Here is a 15,348-nt window from a genome sequence, read left to right as displayed (position 1 = left end):
GTAGATGAGATTACCCTTTCAAATGTTAATTTTATTTACTTGAATTCTTACTGCTATGTCAATTATTATATTAGCATGGTTGAAATTTAATGCGATATTAATATTTAAGTTTCGAGTTGGTGATTTATGATGAAAGTAATATATGGGTAGTAATATAGATGGTGTAAGTTGAGTTCGATATGATTATTGGTAGGTGAATCTGAATTTATGCCATGGTTTTGGTGTGGAAGTTATTTTCAATTTGTTGGTATAGGTAATATACATAACTACTAAAATTAACGTTACTCCCTGTGTGTATGAGAGACACACGAATAGAGATAACAACACCATGAATCACCAGTACACATCTGAAGACAAATTCAACAACTACGACCTACCTCAACCAACAAAACGAAAGCAACGATTCTTCTATCGTAAGTTTCACCTCTACAAGATTTCTCAATTGATAGAGAAAGCATTGAAGTATCACCCTAGGCTATCCGTCTTTCGGATAGACCTACACTTACCCGAAGATTTCGATGATGCAGATTCGAAAGTCATCACCCGATTCTTCAAATCCCTAAATGCCAAATTGGACGTAGATATAAAACGTAAAGAGAAAAGCTGGGGAAGGGGTTTAAAGAACAAGACCAGTTACATCTGGGCAAAAGAGAAGAATACCTCTGAGCAGTACCACTACCATGTTGCACTCTTCCTGAACAAAGATATCTATTATCAACTCGGGGATGTAGGGGCGTCAGACGGCTCTCTAGCCGACTTGATTAAGCAAGCATGGTGCAGTGCAATCAAACAGGAGAAATCAGCACTAGTTCATTTCTGCAAGAATGGGGTGTATCGCTTAAACCTGAAAGCATCGGATATTGAACAATCGAAGAATGAACTATTCAAAAGGGTGTGTTATTTCGCTAAACCTAATTCAAAGGTATACGGAGGGACTATGAGAAACTTCGCTACTAGCTCTTAATCCCCTTAAAAATTACGTTGGAAACAGTTCCTGTGGGAATCACAACAAACCACAGGAACCAATCATGGCTCATCAACTTAACGTTACTCATCAAAGTGCCCACACCATCACTCATGACCGAACCTTTAATGGGAAACCACTCTACTACTTTGAGGATGGTCTCGTCCTCGAATACCTAGAGAAGATCGACCGAGTACTGACTGAAGCACTAAACCAATATCCAAGAATCTATGCTGTTCACCTCAACCTAAACCTACCGAGTGACTTTGGGGGTGATTACCTAACGGTGTTTGCCCATTTCTTTCGTATTTTAGAATCGGAGACTAACGAGCTCTGTAAGGACAAATACACCGACAGAACTTATCAATACCAGCAAACGGTCATTCGTTATATCTGGGCGAAGGCAAGTGAATCCACCAGCCAGCATCATCATCTTATCTTGCTCTTTGATAGGGATCTCTTTCAAAACTTAGGCACTGGTCGCGAGGGTTGGGGGCGTTTTCTCTACAAAAAAGTGAGGAAGACATGGGATAAGGTGGTTGAAGCTAATTACAGCCAACCATGCTCAGGATTAGCTTATTCCCCTACTAATGAGGGTTTTGAACTATTCTCCGATACAGAATCGTTCCCGCTACAGTTAAACGAATTCTTCTATCGAATCAGTCGTCTCGCGAAGCCCATTGCCAACCGGAACGATCAACGCAACAAGAGCTTTGGTTGCAGTCACGACTCACCTTAAAAAAATACAGCGCGAGTAATGCCTATGTCATTCACACACAAAAGGCATTACTCATGGCGAATAGAACCTACCTCCCAAGCATTACCCTTGATAGAACTTTTGAAGATTACCCGCTGTATTACAGCGACAAGGGGTTATACGAATCAGCACTGACCTCGATGGTCGATGTCTTTGAACAGGCACTCAGCCAGTTTGACATCGCTCTCGCTACACGTTTGGACTTATACCTGCCTAAAGATCATCAAGACACCAATCTCAGTACCCTTAAGGACTACTTTGAGATCCTGAAAGAGAAGCTGAACACCGATTCGTTGCATTACGTGTGGCGTAAGCGAGCGGATAGCCGTTCGCACCATTATCAAGTGATGTTGTTTACTGATTATAAACAGCATTTTGGTGATGTTATTTCCATGGACAAGCGTAATGAAATTGTGGGGCATCTGAAAACAGCTTGGGGAGAAGCGATGAAAAAGCACTACAAAGGTAATGAGCGTTCAATGGTCCAACTGAACGACCGAGGGAATTATAGCTTGGGCACACGTTGTAAGAGCACAGACACTGACATAAAGAACTGCGTCTATAAACGGATGAGCAGTTTTGCTGAAGCGTGGAGCGAGACAGTGTACTGCTTTGGCTCTAGCTTGGAGTAGGCCGACTGCATTTTTTTACAGTTGCGGCTTATCACATGGGTATATACAAGAGGAGACAATTCCCATGAGATTTCTACGACTAAAAGAAGTGATGTCACTTACAGGGCTAGGCCGTTCAACTATCTACAAGTTCATGGCAGATGAAACCGACTTTCCTAAGAGTGTGCCACTCGGTGGACGAGCGGTAGCTTGGGTAGAAAGTGAAATCGAGGAATGGATGGAATTGCGTCTGAGTATGCGAGACAACCAAGAATCCTTTCAGTAACACAAACATCAACGGGGCGCTGGCTAAGCAAAGTCATGCGCCCTTTTTGCAATTAGAGAGAGATAAAAAATGAGTTATTCAATTTACGTAGACGGCGCTGCACCAAACAATCAACACGTCTGTATGAGAGGTGGTATCGGGCTGGTGGTCATGGATGAAGAAGACGAAATTGTCCATGAGGAGGGGATCACCATTGACCGAGAGACAGACAATGCAGAGTTGGAGTTACTGGCACTTATCGAAGGGCTGGAATATGCCGAGGATGGTGATGTCATCTATTCAGACAGTGAGTACTGCGTAAAAGGTTTCAACCTTTGGCTTGATGGCTGGAAAAAGAAAGGCTGGCGCAGAGCCGACAAAAAGCAGATTAAGAATCGACGCCTGTGGCAGACAGTCGATGAGTTACGCTCTGCCAAGTATGTCGAAGTGGAAAAGGTCAGAGCGCATTCTGGTGTCAGAGGGAATGAGATAGCGGATTCGTTAGCAGTTGATGCTGCTAGAAGTGATATCGATTGATGTATGTAAGGCGGCTTGTAGGCATAGTCCAACAAGCCGCTATTGCCTGTTATTTGCGTTTTTCTAGATAACATATATCTGAAGGTGGATGCGATGAGGAAGCGAGAGTGGGCATTAGACTAACCGCTCTCTTAGCAAGTTTTTCCCCATACCTTGTTTCGCATAACTTAACCAGCTCTGCTTGGTACTGGATTGTAGGCCTAATTTTTGTAATGCTAGTAAGTGTCTACCATTTCAGTGGCGATTCAACTATCGCCCAGCAAGATGCGCACTGATAGAACTCAAATACAACACCATTGGCGATGCTGTTGAGGTATTTGGCTCACCAGCAGCAATCAGAGAAACCTTTATTGGGTTTCAGAAGTATATTTATGAAAGATAGTTCAGGAATATGTATACTGTATTTATAAACAGTAATTAGGGTGGTGAGGATGGATCTTTCAAATACCTTGGATAAAATCGGGTTGTACATACTTTCACTACTGGTTTTATTTGTTTTTATTATATTTTTGACTGTAGATGTTCCGTACTGTTTTGGCGAGAATTGCGAATTTGTTGGCTTCAGTGCATTTGCAGACATTGCAAAGAAAAACTTTTCTAGCATCTTGTCGCTGCTGGGGTTGGTTGCAGGTGTGTATTTCTATTTTCGGTTTGAGAATGAAGTGAAAGGTGGCTCTCTTGATGTCATGAAGATCGAGAAGTCCAGCAGTGAGAGCTATGAGCACTTGGTGTTTTTAGCAACTTATATCCTGCCATTCATTGGTTTTACTTTTGATGAGACAAGAAAGACGATTGCTTACTTCTTACTTTTGGCAGTTATTGGATTAATTTTCATCAAAACCGATAAATATTATGCTAACCCAACACTGGCTTTATTGGGTTACAAGTTATTTAAAACTGACGTGAGTTGTAGAGGCACTCAGTATAAAAATATGGTCATTATTTCAACGAGTGAGTTGAGTGAAGGTGACCAAGTAAATTTCAAGTTCTTATCTAACAGTGTTTGTTTTGCAAGGAAGGTCGAATGACAGTTGAACAGTTCAAAAACAAGGTGAGTGCAATTGTTGATGATTGCGTTGGTATCAAAATGTTCTTTGTTGATGACGAAGCAAACATTAGAGATTCGGATGTTGATAATGCTGCACTGGTCCGCTTAAAAACGAGCATGGTCTCAAAGTTAAAGACTGGGATCGTGGAAAATGAATCATTGTCGATGCCTCTATTATCGGACGCTGATGAAAGGAAAAACGCTCTTTATAAGTTTGACTTTGACGACAAGCCGCTTGAATTTGACCTGTTAGAACAAGCCTTACAACTAAGAGTTAATGCGCCTGATAAGTACCAAGTCGGGGACGGGAATTTTGATGATATCAGTGCAATAATCGTTGTACTGACGGGGCGAAACAACGAAACAATTACACTCTACAAGCATCAGTACACAGTGTCAGTTCTCAAAGCTGAACAAGGTGCATTGAATCTGTTCAAATCAAATAATAGATTGTCTGAACTTGAATCAAACATCCTGAAGATAGATCCCAATTTCGTATTTCTTAAACTTGATAACGATTATTACGTTGAAAATGTTAAAACGCTGGAGTCATATCTTGGGTTCCACGATGTAATCAAAGACACAGCCGCCAAATGCGTAGCAAAACTCACAGATATGGCGTTGATCGAAGATACTGCACCGCTAGTCGAGCGGGTAGAAGGCGAGGATATGGCGTTTTCTCGTAAACTAGCAAAGGTTGCCCGCAACTCGCCAGTAATGGGAGCAGTAGCAAACAACGACATCATCGCTTTTGCACAGAAACACAAATACCTGTCAAAACTACTAAAACTCAATGACTCAGGGGATAAGTTTGTCTTAAAGACAAAAATATCTCAGAACCATTTTATTAAACTTATGAGTGATGACTACTTGGAGTCAGAGTTGACAAATATTCAATATGACAGTTTGGCCAAAGACAAACTGGAATAGCAATTCAGGTTTAATTTAAAAGCTATGACGCGCTACGAAAATAAATAGGTAGTTGGTATTCACGTAGCGTCGCGTGGCATCTGTAATACACGATTGATTAAGAATGGGGAGTATTGGACCTATTTGTCTTTGATGCCCATGTCATCCATATCAAATGCGCGCGCTGCGAGTCACCAGTATAACAAGTTATATAGTCCCGAAGCATGCAATCACATGTACACAAGTTTCAGCCAGTTACCATACTTTCGGTAATCCCACATGCGAAAATTAGAGCAAAAATCCTAACTTGAAAATGTCCAAAAACGAGTTTAGAAGGATGGCTTATTGACAAAGGATGGCTTATTGATTGTGCCGTTTGTGTATAGAAGCAAAAAAAGAATGGGGAGCCTGATTGCTCCCCATTGTCGTCGTTCACCTTCGCTGGTGGTATTACTTTTCTGCAATGGCTTCACAGCCGTCAGGAACAGTAATGGTCGCTACGTCCTTACCTTTCTGTTGCGCCTCTTTCACATCCATTTTGTATTGAGTGCATTTGCCCACACTGACGTTGACTGCACCCGAATCCGCGGATGGGTTGCCGCCCAGTGTTCCACCAGCAAAGGCGGAAGAGGTAGAGAAAACTAACGCTGTAGCAATGAGTAGAGTTGACTTGTTCATAGTTTATCCTTACGAGTTGATTGAGTGTGTTATTTGGGAATTGAAAGTTAGAAGGTGTAGACAAAAGTGCCTGCACTGGAGGTGACTTCGATTTCTTTCACGCTGTCCACGGTGCAGTTGTTGCTGTATCCGGTGTAGGTTTGGCCGAAGTTTAATGAAACGTTTCTTGATAGCTCTGAGGCTGTGCCTGCGGGTAATCGGCAGTTACCACGGTTAATCACCACATTGCTAATTACGGTGCTGTCGGTGATAGCTTGCAGGTCAAAAACCAATGTTCCCCAATGCGAGTTAGTCGATATCGATACTTCAATTTCTGCTGTTACTGCTTGAGTCTCTTCTTGGTCGCCACAAGCGGTGAGTCCAATAAACAGGATGGTCATAGCGGCGTATCGGAGTAGGGTGTTGATTAATGTCATAACGGTGCTCTCCTTATTGGTGAGTGAAATTCAGGACGCACTGATTCCATCGTGTTCACGCATGAACCGCTCAAGATNATTACGGTGCTGTCGGTGATAGCTTGCAGGTCAAAAACCAATGTTCCCCAATGCGAGTTAGTCGATATCGATACTTCAATTTCTGCTGTTACTGCTTGAGTCTCTTCTTGGTCGCCACAAGCGGTGAGTCCAATAAACAGGATGGTCATAGCGGCGTATCGGAGTAGGGTGTTGATTAATGTCATAACGGTGCTCTCCTTATTGGTGAGTGAAATTCAGGACGCACTGATTCCATCGTGTTCACGCATGAACCGCTCAAGATTGAAATCAGTGGGATAGGTAAAAGAAAACGTCGATACACTGGCCTCATCAATCAAGGGTAAGGCTAGGGTGCGTATCGTGTGTTGACCGGTTAAACGAAAGAGCAGCAAGAGCGCGTCACACTGAACCGAGAGTCCCAGTGGCTCGATGAGCGCCTTCTCTTGCTGCAATACTTGGCTCGATATCTTGAGCATACGGTTGTGCAGTAATGCCGTGTGTATCGCATTTAACACTTGCCGTTGCTCGTCACTCCACTCGCGAATCGTGGGCAAAGCTACATGTACTTTTGTTAACCATTCTTGCTCTTTTGAATGTGCTGAACCCTTGTGTGGCAAGGGTTTGTCTCTCTCCGAGGAGGACCCTTGCCCATAATTCAGTGCATCAGGAACCAGCGGCAGTAAGTACTTGTTGGTCAGTTGCCAATAGAGCATTTCCTGCTTGTTGAGTTTCAGTAATTGCTCTGAGCTTTTTCGATAAACATGGGGCATGCTCATCGAATCACACTCCACGTTAAACACGTCCACAATAACTTCATCGAGGTAGCGTTTAATGCTGCGCGTGGTGCGGTGGATATCGAGTAGGGCTAACTGCTGCTGCAACTCCCTAACGGTAATCCATCGATGTTGAGGAATAAGCATCAGCGTGTGCAGCAAAGCGGATAACCCTTCAATGCTGGTTTTATTGCTCATGACTACGCTCTCAATACATCAAAGCTCCACACCGGAGTCGGACATTTAATGTCGGGAGAATAGAGATGGGTCAGACACATAATGTCCAACGGTTAAAATGCAATCAATTCGTTTCATAAAAGTGTGAATTAATTAACATTAACGGGGTTTATGCTTGTCACTGAGCTCGGCAATGGCTGCCAGTAACCCAATCAATAGCACCACCAGAAACCCTAAAGTGGATAGGGCACCAATGGCACCGAAGAACGGAGAAAGTGAGAACAACGTAATGAGGGCAGTGACAAGTTTGATGGTTTGTAGAAGAAGGGAAGTCATGAGTTATTGCGGGGTGACGGCTATCTCGTTGTAAGCGTCCGTATCGACATAGGCAAGAAAGTTATTCTCCCATAGCTGATACAGCTCTTTGGCATCACGGTTACCTTGCATTGGTAGCCAGCCACGATAGGCCACAAAGAACTGTCCAACCCGAAAATCAAAATCCAAGTTGCGCTCTAGCTCTGGATAGTAATTCCCCATATAAGCAAAGTCGGTGATGTACTCAATACTCCATTCCCCTGTGGAGGTTTGGCAAATCGCCATCTCAACCGGATGGAAGCCACCCTCTTCCGCGCTGTAACTTTTATCGCGAAAGTTAAACACCAGATAACGGCTGGTGGTCAGTGCTTCATTACTCAGCAAATGAGCGGTGAGTTGCTCACTTAGCAGCTTATGCAGTTTGTTAGATACAGGTAGTGTGGATGCCATAAAGATTAATTTGGACATAGTGAGTCCTCCTTGTTTCAGGATTCAAATAAGAAATGACAGAGTGAGAATTATTGGAACGCGCCGACCATCGTCAGTTGCACGTCATCAAAGACGTTTCGAGATAGGTGGCGAGCAAAAGCTTTCATCCAGACCGAGAGTAACTCTTGCACTTCAAAGTGGGATAAATCCGTGCTCCCTACATCGGGCTGATAGCACCAGCGATTAGCAAGGTGAAAGTACAGCTCAGGCTCAACGGTTGTGCTGTTGTCATCGGGATAAGAGAAGCTGGCAAAGAACACCACCAACCAAGGGCTTGAGGTTGACTCTCGCTTAAACTGTACCTCTATCGGGTGCAAACCTTGTCGATGTCGGTAGTAACTCATTTGGCGGCAGTTCAACACGAGTCGTTCCGCATTGTCCGAGATGTTGTATCGATTCAGAAGTGCTTCCAATGATGTATGTAAAGCGTCATCAATAGAAAGCTCACCATAATGTTGACCAATCATAACCACCCCCTTTCAGCAAATGAGGTGCAGGTATCACCTGCCACGATATGGTCGAGAACGCGGACATCCACCAGCGCTAAAGCGTCCTTGAGTCTTTCGGTGATGTGTCTATCGGCTTGAGACGGTGTTGAGTCTCCAGATGGATGGTTATGGGCGAATATCACCGCTGCGGCATTCACTTCTAACACCGCTTTCACCACTTCTCGCGGGTAGACGCTGGCCGCATCCACTGTTCCTTGAAACAGCTCTTTAAACTCAATCAGTCGGTTTTGGTTATCCAGTAACAATAAGGCAAACACTTCACGCTCATGGCTGCCTAGCTTACAGCGCACATACTCTTTAGTGGCATCAGGATTGGTTAGGGCGTCACCACGCACGTAGCGCGTAGCCAGTATCTCTGCGGCATGCTCTAGGATTTCATTTTCCTGATAGCGTTGCTGCTTTTGGTAATCGGAAGTTTTGGGATTCATTTCAGGCTCCTGTCGGAATCAGTAGTGGTTATTCACATTGATGACATATGCCTGAAGATTTTTGGATTGAACTCTGGAGAGGGATAAGCTCAATTATGCACATTATTTTTAACGTGAGAGCTTAATACCATGAGAGCATATTGGTTGTTTACACATGTTGAGGAAAAGATAAATCCTTTACTGAGTCGGTGGGTGAGAGAAAATCTAATACTTAAGTTTTAATACTGTGATTTGTTAGCTTGATTTCATACTGCCTTTGAGCTCTATTGTTTTTATGTTCTAAAACTAATTAATGATAAGGCTTTAGGGATATGGCTCGAATCACAAAAATTCGCAAGGAAAAACTTTCAATTTATCTTGCAAGAGATAGCCATAAACCGATATCAGAGATCATTAGATTAGATAATGTGAAAAAGCCAATTCAGCTAGATTTGCCAGATACAGAGTTGGCCGAGCTGTACATTAAAATTCAGCCGCCTAAAACTGTACCACCTTGGACAAAAATCTTTACTGATAGCAAGCAAGTTGAATCGCAAGAATTTGGTACCTCTTCAAACGTCGGAGCTGTTCTTGTGGTGAGTGTGGCTGGTTCAACTTTCGTTTTGTCATTTGGCATGGGATTTCACCTAATTAAACAAGAGGCTATTGAAAGAGATTTTGGGCTAAAGGTGACCTTGAACTCAGTCGATCCAGACAAGCTCAGAAGTCTAGACAAAGCAAGCTATGACCACAACCCTTTAAACTCTAGAACCCAGAGTACTAGAGATGTGGATATATTTAACCTTCACCTCGATTCAGAAAGCGAGATGCTGTACGCCATTACTGGAGTTTCTCAAGTCGATCTATTTGGTAGTCATGTAACCGGTCGTGATGCCTTGACCATTGCAGTCGAAACCGATTTAGCTAATCTTCCTAAAATACTGTTGGAGTCTGTGCAGCGTTATCGAGCAAAACTACCGGCTAAGTTTAGTTGGGTTGAAGACATAAACAGAGTTCGAGATCTCGATGAGGCAGAAGTTCTCGATATGGAACTCGATAGCCACTTTGAGTTGGGGCAATACGATGGGTTTTGGCTAGGTGAACCTGAAGTGGTTGATTGGGAGTCTCAAATTGGTTACTCCTTCCATATGTCCCCAAGAGCGGTTCGCCATGTAGTGCTTTCTTTAAACGATTATCTTGTTTACTTGGAAGGAGCTGTACCAAGTGTAGAAGCAATGAAACACCATGTTGTTCATGTTAACAATAGTGAATATAAGTCTGTGAAGAGTTGGCCTGTATATCGTTGCTTATATGCAGAAATTAAATATGGTTCGGACCAGTACATTTTGCGAAATGGCATTTGGTACAAGGTTAATCAAGATTTCGTTACTAGAGTAGATGATTACCTTGCGAGTTTGAATGTCCACCCTTACCAGTTCCCTGTTTATAATCATGATAGGGAGGAGGATTACAACCAGCATGTGGCTGCCAATGATTCTAGTTTCTGTCTTATGGACAAGAAAAATATCAAGATTGGAGGTATATACGACAAATTAGAACATTGTGATCTTATTCGAAATGGTAACGAGTTTATTCATGTGAAGCTGTATCGAAGTTCAAGTACATTGAGTCATCTTTTTTCTCAAGGCTTTGTTGCGGCAGAGGCGTTTATCAAAGACGAATGGTATCGCGAAAGGTTGAATCCTAAGTTACCAGCATCAATTAAGCTTCAAACTCCAAAAGATAGGCCTGATCCTAGTAACTATCATGTGGTTTATGCTATTGCGACAACCAAAAATATTCCTGATGAACTTCCTTTTTTTTCCAAAGTAACACTGAAAAATGCGCTAAAAACGCTAGTCGCTCTTGATTACCAGATCTCGTTAGCAAAGATTGATGTAGATCCGCAGCTATTAGTGAAGAAGAAGTGCAAGCCTAAGCTGTAAAGAGCAATCTTCTAATACTAGATCCACGTAATTGCACATTAGACGTTCGAACTAGTGAATGATGCGACTTTTATCATTGTTCATTCCCCAATTTTCCCATATTCTCTCACCATTAATTCTGATAAATAAAACCAATTGAGATAACACTCTGAATGGTAGACCAAATTTTAACCTTGAAAGAGGTGGCTGCTTACCTAAAGTTGGCCGAAAAAACAGCATATAGATTAGCAAGCGAAGGAAAGCTTCCTGGTTTCAAAGTCGGCGGTTCTTGGCGTTTCAAACGTGAAGACCTTGAAGCGTGGATACAAGAGAATAAGAGCAAGCAATGACATTAATAGATCTCAAAGACTTAGAAGCACACCTTTGGCATGCGGCCCATATAATCACGGGCCCTATTGACGCTTCAGACTATAAAACCTACATCTTCCCAATCTTGTTCTTTAAGCGTATCTGCGATGTTTACGATGAAGAGTTCGCAGAGGCGATGGAGCAAGTGGATGATGAAGATCTTGCGAAAGGCGATATGTTTCACCGCATCCAAATTCCAGCTAACTGTCATTGGAAAGATGTGTTTGCAGAAACCAAGGATATTGGCCAAGCCCTAAAAGATTCATTCCGTGGCATTGAACTAGAAAACCCACAGCTACATGGTATTTTTGGTGATGCGAGCTGGACCAACAAAGAGCGCCTATCAGACGAACTGTTATCGACATTACTCAATCACTTCAACAAGGTTAACCTTGGCGTATCGAGTGTGCGTAATGATGATATGGGTCGTGCTTACGAATACCTCATCAAGCGCTTTGCTGATAAAGCAAACAAGAAAGCAGGTGAGTTCTATACACCGCGTACCATTGTTCGTCTTATGGTCAATATTCTAGATCCACAAGCCAATGAGAGTGTTTATGACCCGGCTTGTGGTACAGGCGGTATGCTGCTTGAAACCATCCACCACGTTAAAGAGAGTGGCGGCGACCCACGTCTTCTTAAAATCAAAGGTCAAGAGAAGAACCTGACTACCGAAGCGATTGCTCGAATGAACTTGTTCCTACATGGACAAGAAGATTTTGAAATCGTTCGTGGTGATACACTTCGTGACCCTAAGTTCCTGAAAAATGACCGACTAGAAGATTTTGACTGCGTAATTGCAAACCCTCCATTTAGCTTAAAAGAGTGGGGACATGATTATTGGACAAGTGATCCTTATGGGCGTGCAAGCTTTGGTTTAGCCCCTAAAACCAACGGTGATTTCGCCTGGGTCCAGCATATGTTTGCTTCATTAAACGGTGAAGGGCGCATGGCGGTAGTGCTGCCACATGGTGTGCTTTTCCGTGGTGGTGCTGAAGGTAGAATTAGAACCAAGTTGTTAAAAGAAAACTGCATCGTGGCGGTAATCGGTGTGGCATCGAACCTGTTCTACGGTACAGGCATCCCGGCTTGTATTCTCGTGTTGCGTAAAGCAAGACCAGAAGAGCATAAAGATCATGTACTGATTGTGAATGCGGAAGAAATCTTCACTAAAGGTCGCGCGCAAAATACTTTGTCAGAGCCTCAAGCTGATGAGATCTATGACATCTATCAGAAGATGCGCACCAAGGGACCGGAGGCAGACGACATTGAAGGTGTTGCACGTTGGGTGCCACATAGCGAGATTGAAGAGAACGATTTCAACTTGAACATCGCTCGTTATGTACAAAAGCCGCTAGAAGAAGAAACCATTACTGTAGAAGAAGCGTTGAAAGATTTCCAACAAAAATTAGCAGCCTTAGATGCCGCTGAACAAGAGTTAGAAGCCTTATTAATCAAAGAGGGCTTTGAGCTATGAATAAAAACAAACTAGAAGAGCTACTGTGGGGCGCAGCCGAGTTCCTGCGTGGTCAAATTGATGCATCTGATTACAAGCAGTACGTATTCCCACTGCTGTTCTTTAAGCGCCTATCGGATGTATATCTAGAAGAGTATAACGAAGCGCTAGAGCTGCACGAAGGTGATGCTGAATATGCCGCGATGTCAATGTATCACCGTTTCGATATTCCAGAAGAAGCAAGCTGGGAGAAAGTTCGCAATACCAGTAAAGACATTGGTGACGCGATTCAAAATGCTTTGCGTTTGATTGAAGCAAAGAACGAACGTTTGCATGGTGTATTTGGTGATGCGCAGTGGACCAACAAAGAGCGCTTGCCAGATCACTTGCTATCAGACCTTATTCAGCATTTCAGCAAAATCCCACTAGGCATTAAGTCTGTTGCTCAAGATGACCTGGGTGAGGCTTACGAGTACCTGATTAAAAAATTTGCGGACGATTCAGGCCATACGGCTGCCGAGTTCTATACCAATCGTACCGTTGTTCATTTGATGACACGTATCATGAAGCTTAAGCCGGGTGAGAGTGCGTACGACCCAACCTGCGGTACCGGCGGTATGCTGCTTAATGCAGTGATGGATCTGCGTTCTCAGGGTAAAGAGTGGCGTAGCGTTCATTTGTATGGCCAAGAAGTAAACCTGCTAACCTCTGCCATTGCGCGCATGAACATGTTCCTGCATGACATCGAAGAGTTTGATGTTATGCGTGGCGATACTCTAGGCGACCCTAAGTTTATCGAGAACGATCAACTTAAACAGTTCGATGTTATCTTTGCTAACCCGCCGTATTCGATCAAAAAGTGGAACCGTGAAAAATTTGCCGCTGACCCTTATGGGCGCAATATGTACGGCGTGCCACCACAAGGTTGTGCGGATTACGGTTTCTATACCCATATCATCAAAAGCTTAAAACCGGATACTGGCCGTGCGGCCATGCTTTGGCCTCATGGTGTGCTGTTCCGTGATTCTGAGCAAGTGATCCGCAAACAAATCATAGAATCAGACATCATCGAAGCGGTGATTGGTCTAGGCAAAAACCTTTTTTATAACTCGCCGATGGAATCCTGCGTGGTGGTGCTTAATTGCAATAAACCCGCCGAGCGCAAAAACAAGGTGTTGTTTATTAATGGCGTACAACATGTAACCCGTGAGCGAGCTCATAGTCACCTGTCTGATAATGACTTAGCTGTACTCTGTGATGCCTATTTTTCACCAGAGAAGCAAAGTGATATTACGGCTTTGGTTGAAATGGAAACCATTCAACAGAACCTTTACAACTTGTCGATTCCGCTGTATGTGCAGGCAACGGTTGAAGAGGAATCTTATGATATTGAGCATGCAATCGAATCTTGGAAAGTATGTCGTGTTCAACTGAAAAAACAAACCAATAACCTTCTAAATCACCTAGCTGACTCTCTTGGTGATGAGAATGACCAGCAAAGTGGGAGCATTAATGGATAAGCAGTACAATGAAGGCTCACAGCTATTGAAGTTTGGAGAAGTAGCAAAACTAATCTCTGAGAGAAAAAATCCAGTTCCGGGAGACGAGAAATACTATATCGGCTTGGAACATCTTGATAGCGGAAGCTTGCAGGTCAAAAGATGGGGGAGTGATGTTGTTTTAAAAGGACAAAAACTTGCAATAAAGAAGGGGGATATTTTATTTGCCAAACGAAATGCATATTTAAAAAGAGTGGCTCTCGCCCCATTTGACGGAATTTTTTCCGCGCATGGAATGGTAATACGACCGACAGGTGACAAAATTCTCCCCGAATTTCTACCACATTTCATGCAGTCAGATGCCTTTATGAACAGAGCAATTGCCATTTCAGAAGGCTCTCTTTCTCCGACCATAAAATGGAAAACATTAGAGTCGCAGGAATTTGAGTTTCCTCCAATCGAATCCCAAAAGAGGGCTCTACGTTTACTTGAAAAAATAAATCAATGCATTGAATGTTATGAAGGGGCATCCTTATCAGCATCAGAATTGTGCGAGAGCATTATTGGAAATGAACTTTCCAAACTTGGAAAAGAATGTACAACTGTAGGTGACTTGATTGACTCCGGTGACATAATCGAAATTCAAGATGGAAACCACGGTAATGACCATCCTAAGGCTTCGGAATATGTTTCCAGTGGAATTCCATTTGTTATGGCCAGCGACTTGAGCTTGGGCAAAGTTGATGTGGCGGGCTGTAAAAGATTGGCCAAAGATCGAGCCGATAAACTGCGCATTGGTTTTTCTTATCCTGGAGACATATTGCTTAGTCATAAAGGAACAGTTGGTCTTGTGGCGGTCACACCAGCAGTTTCTGATTATATAATGCTCACACCTCAGGTTACATATTATCGAGTTAATGAGGAAGGTCGGTTGCTTGCGAAATTTTTAGAGGTTTATTTCCGCAGTCGAAGCTTTCAAATGATACTGAAGTCACTATCCGCGCAATCAACTCGAGCGTACATAGGCATCACAGCTCAAAAGAAGCTGCCGGTACCCCTATTAAGCTTCAGTAAACAAGCAGAAATTATCAATATTTGGAATTTATTTCAAAATGAAACGATGCTACTGAGTGAAGCAAGGTCAAAGTCCACTCAGATGGCAACATCTATAATTAACGGGGCATAAG

General features: G+C 43.1%; 19 protein-coding genes and 1 pseudogene. 12 read left to right on the top strand and 8 right to left on the bottom strand.

All coding sequences use genetic code 11. The features are described from left to right. Window positions 1–328: 328 nt before the first annotated feature. The 7 genes from CAG64_RS02450 (at window position 329) to kwaB (ending at window position 5,112) form a co-directional block, all read left to right on the top strand. Window positions 329–964: an inovirus Gp2 family protein gene (locus CAG64_RS02450; protein WP_161488702.1), complete on the top strand. Its 636-nt coding sequence runs from the start codon at window positions 329–331 to the stop codon at window positions 962–964. Between the two features lie 64 nt (window positions 965–1,028). Beyond that, window positions 1,029–1,703: an inovirus Gp2 family protein gene (locus CAG64_RS02445; RefSeq protein ID WP_161488701.1), complete on the top strand. Its 675-nt coding sequence runs from the start codon at window positions 1,029–1,031 to the stop codon at window positions 1,701–1,703. 53 nt (window positions 1,704–1,756) lie between these two features. Next, the gene (locus tag CAG64_RS02440; protein WP_161488700.1) at window positions 1,757–2,353 is read left to right on the top strand and encodes a YagK/YfjJ domain-containing protein; all 597 of its coding nucleotides are present in this window, start codon (window positions 1,757–1,759) and stop codon (window positions 2,351–2,353) included. A gap of 64 nt (window positions 2,354–2,417) precedes the next feature. Continuing rightward, on the top strand, window positions 2,418–2,618 hold the full coding sequence (locus CAG64_RS02435) for an AlpA family transcriptional regulator (protein WP_071236028.1): 201 nt from the start codon (window positions 2,418–2,420) through the stop codon (window positions 2,616–2,618). Between the two features lie 69 nt (window positions 2,619–2,687). Continuing rightward, window positions 2,688–3,134 (top strand): ribonuclease HI, encoded by a 447-nt coding sequence (locus CAG64_RS02430; RefSeq protein WP_161488699.1) that lies wholly within the window; start codon window positions 2,688–2,690, stop codon window positions 3,132–3,134. Between the two features lie 431 nt (window positions 3,135–3,565). Continuing rightward, window positions 3,566–4,162, top strand: a complete 597-nt coding sequence (gene kwaA / locus CAG64_RS02425) for an anti-phage protein KwaA (RefSeq protein WP_038150745.1) — start codon at window positions 3,566–3,568, stop codon at window positions 4,160–4,162. After that, complete coding sequence (gene kwaB / locus CAG64_RS02420; protein WP_161457802.1) at window positions 4,159–5,112, top strand: anti-phage protein KwaB; 954 nt, start codon at window positions 4,159–4,161, stop codon at window positions 5,110–5,112. The genes kwaA and kwaB overlap by 4 nt, the downstream gene beginning before the upstream one ends. 429 nt (window positions 5,113–5,541) lie before the next feature. On the opposite strand, the gene CAG64_RS02415 is transcribed toward kwaB, so the two are convergent. The 8 genes and pseudogenes from CAG64_RS02415 to radC all read right to left on the bottom strand — a co-directional run bounded on the left by CAG64_RS02415 (window position 5,542) and on the right by radC (window position 8,933). After that, window positions 5,542–5,769: a hypothetical protein gene (locus tag CAG64_RS02415; RefSeq protein WP_161457801.1), complete on the bottom strand. Its 228-nt coding sequence runs from the start codon at window positions 5,767–5,769 to the stop codon at window positions 5,542–5,544. A 47-nt stretch (window positions 5,770–5,816) separates the two neighbouring features. Then, window positions 5,817–6,185 carry a hypothetical protein gene (locus tag CAG64_RS02410; protein ID WP_161489266.1) on the bottom strand — a complete coding sequence of 123 codons (369 nt, stop codon included), beginning with the start codon at window positions 6,183–6,185 and terminating at the stop codon, window positions 5,817–5,819. Window positions 6,186–6,265: 80 nt separating this feature from the next. Next, a pseudogene (locus CAG64_RS02405) lies at window positions 6,266–6,448 on the bottom strand (hypothetical protein); the annotation flags it as partial. 30 nt (window positions 6,449–6,478) lie between these two features. After that, complete coding sequence (locus tag CAG64_RS02400) at window positions 6,479–7,213, bottom strand: WYL domain-containing protein (RefSeq protein ID WP_161447604.1); 735 nt, start codon at window positions 7,211–7,213, stop codon at window positions 6,479–6,481. 138 nt (window positions 7,214–7,351) lie between these two features. Then, complete coding sequence (locus tag CAG64_RS23570; protein WP_004724457.1) at window positions 7,352–7,528, bottom strand: hypothetical protein; 177 nt, start codon at window positions 7,526–7,528, stop codon at window positions 7,352–7,354. 3 nt (window positions 7,529–7,531) lie between these two features. Further along, window positions 7,532–7,975 (bottom strand): DUF2787 domain-containing protein, encoded by a 444-nt coding sequence (locus CAG64_RS02395; RefSeq protein WP_161447603.1) that lies wholly within the window; start codon window positions 7,973–7,975, stop codon window positions 7,532–7,534. Window positions 7,976–8,025: 50 nt separating this feature from the next. Next, window positions 8,026–8,463, bottom strand: a complete 438-nt coding sequence (locus CAG64_RS02390) for a DUF2787 domain-containing protein (protein WP_161451639.1) — start codon at window positions 8,461–8,463, stop codon at window positions 8,026–8,028. Then, window positions 8,460–8,933 carry a RadC family protein gene (radC, locus tag CAG64_RS02385; RefSeq protein ID WP_161489265.1) on the bottom strand — a complete coding sequence of 158 codons (474 nt, stop codon included), beginning with the start codon at window positions 8,931–8,933 and terminating at the stop codon, window positions 8,460–8,462. The genes CAG64_RS02390 and radC overlap by 4 nt, the downstream gene beginning before the upstream one ends. Window positions 8,934–9,244: 311 nt before the next feature. Between radC and CAG64_RS02380 the strand changes: the two genes are divergently transcribed. From CAG64_RS02380 to CAG64_RS02360, 5 genes are all read left to right on the top strand, one after another. Continuing rightward, a complete protein-coding gene (locus tag CAG64_RS02380; RefSeq protein ID WP_161447600.1) occupies window positions 9,245–10,858 on the top strand; it encodes a TIGR04141 family sporadically distributed protein in 1,614 nt (537 codons plus the stop codon). Window positions 10,859–11,010: 152 nt separating this feature from the next. Beyond that, complete coding sequence (mads1, locus tag CAG64_RS02375; RefSeq protein ID WP_094151112.1) at window positions 11,011–11,187, top strand: methylation-associated defense system helix-turn-helix domain-containing protein MAD1; 177 nt, start codon at window positions 11,011–11,013, stop codon at window positions 11,185–11,187. After that, the gene (locus tag CAG64_RS02370) at window positions 11,184–12,683 is read left to right on the top strand and encodes a type I restriction-modification system subunit M (RefSeq protein WP_094151110.1); all 1,500 of its coding nucleotides are present in this window, start codon (window positions 11,184–11,186) and stop codon (window positions 12,681–12,683) included. Before mads1 ends, CAG64_RS02370 begins: the two co-directional genes overlap by 4 nt. Next, window positions 12,680–14,182 (top strand): type I restriction-modification system subunit M, encoded by a 1,503-nt coding sequence (locus CAG64_RS02365; protein ID WP_161447599.1) that lies wholly within the window; start codon window positions 12,680–12,682, stop codon window positions 14,180–14,182. Before CAG64_RS02370 ends, CAG64_RS02365 begins: the two co-directional genes overlap by 4 nt. Next, entirely contained in the window at window positions 14,175–15,347 is a 1,173-nt protein-coding gene (locus CAG64_RS02360) for a restriction endonuclease subunit S (RefSeq protein WP_202601089.1), read from the top strand. Before CAG64_RS02365 ends, CAG64_RS02360 begins: the two co-directional genes overlap by 8 nt. Window position 15,348: the final 1 nt, after the last annotated feature.

Origin of the sequence: Vibrio sp. V38_P2S17PM301 (assembly GCF_009904845.1) — a bacterium.
Lineage (GTDB): Bacteria > Pseudomonadota > Gammaproteobacteria > Enterobacterales > Vibrionaceae > Vibrio > Vibrio proteolyticus.
The sequence above is the reverse complement of the archived record's forward strand: the minus strand, read 5'-3'. Positions and strand labels throughout refer to the sequence as shown.

Bases quoted from the DNA above. Each gene is read 5' to 3' on its own strand.
- CAG64_RS02450 (WP_161488702.1), top strand. From the start codon at position 329: ATGAATCACCAGTACACATCTGAAGACAAATTCAACAACTACGACCTA.
- CAG64_RS02445 (WP_161488701.1), top strand. From the start codon at position 1,029: ATGGCTCATCAACTTAACGTTACTCATCAAAGTGCCCACACCATCACT.
- CAG64_RS02440 (WP_161488700.1), top strand. From the start codon at position 1,757: ATGGCGAATAGAACCTACCTCCCAAGCATTACCCTTGATAGAACTTTT.
- CAG64_RS02435 (WP_071236028.1), top strand. From the start codon at position 2,418: ATGAGATTTCTACGACTAAAAGAAGTGATGTCACTTACAGGGCTAGGC.
- CAG64_RS02430 (WP_161488699.1), top strand. From the start codon at position 2,688: ATGAGTTATTCAATTTACGTAGACGGCGCTGCACCAAACAATCAACAC.
- kwaA (WP_038150745.1), top strand. From the start codon at position 3,566: ATGGATCTTTCAAATACCTTGGATAAAATCGGGTTGTACATACTTTCA.
- kwaB (WP_161457802.1), top strand. From the start codon at position 4,159: ATGACAGTTGAACAGTTCAAAAACAAGGTGAGTGCAATTGTTGATGAT.
- CAG64_RS02415 (WP_161457801.1), bottom strand. From the start codon at position 5,769: ATGAACAAGTCAACTCTACTCATTGCTACAGCGTTAGTTTTCTCTACC.
- CAG64_RS02410 (WP_161489266.1), bottom strand. From the start codon at position 6,185: ATGACATTAATCAACACCCTACTCCGATACGCCGCTATGACCATCCTG.
- CAG64_RS02400 (WP_161447604.1), bottom strand. From the start codon at position 7,213: ATGAGCAATAAAACCAGCATTGAAGGGTTATCCGCTTTGCTGCACACG.
- CAG64_RS23570 (WP_004724457.1), bottom strand. From the start codon at position 7,528: ATGACTTCCCTTCTTCTACAAACCATCAAACTTGTCACTGCCCTCATT.
- CAG64_RS02395 (WP_161447603.1), bottom strand. From the start codon at position 7,975: ATGTCCAAATTAATCTTTATGGCATCCACACTACCTGTATCTAACAAA.
- CAG64_RS02390 (WP_161451639.1), bottom strand. From the start codon at position 8,463: ATGATTGGTCAACATTATGGTGAGCTTTCTATTGATGACGCTTTACAT.
- radC (WP_161489265.1), bottom strand. From the start codon at position 8,933: ATGAATCCCAAAACTTCCGATTACCAAAAGCAGCAACGCTATCAGGAA.
- CAG64_RS02380 (WP_161447600.1), top strand. From the start codon at position 9,245: ATGGCTCGAATCACAAAAATTCGCAAGGAAAAACTTTCAATTTATCTT.
- mads1 (WP_094151112.1), top strand. From the start codon at position 11,011: ATGGTAGACCAAATTTTAACCTTGAAAGAGGTGGCTGCTTACCTAAAG.
- CAG64_RS02370 (WP_094151110.1), top strand. From the start codon at position 11,184: ATGACATTAATAGATCTCAAAGACTTAGAAGCACACCTTTGGCATGCG.
- CAG64_RS02365 (WP_161447599.1), top strand. From the start codon at position 12,680: ATGAATAAAAACAAACTAGAAGAGCTACTGTGGGGCGCAGCCGAGTTC.
- CAG64_RS02360 (WP_202601089.1), top strand. From the start codon at position 14,175: ATGGATAAGCAGTACAATGAAGGCTCACAGCTATTGAAGTTTGGAGAA.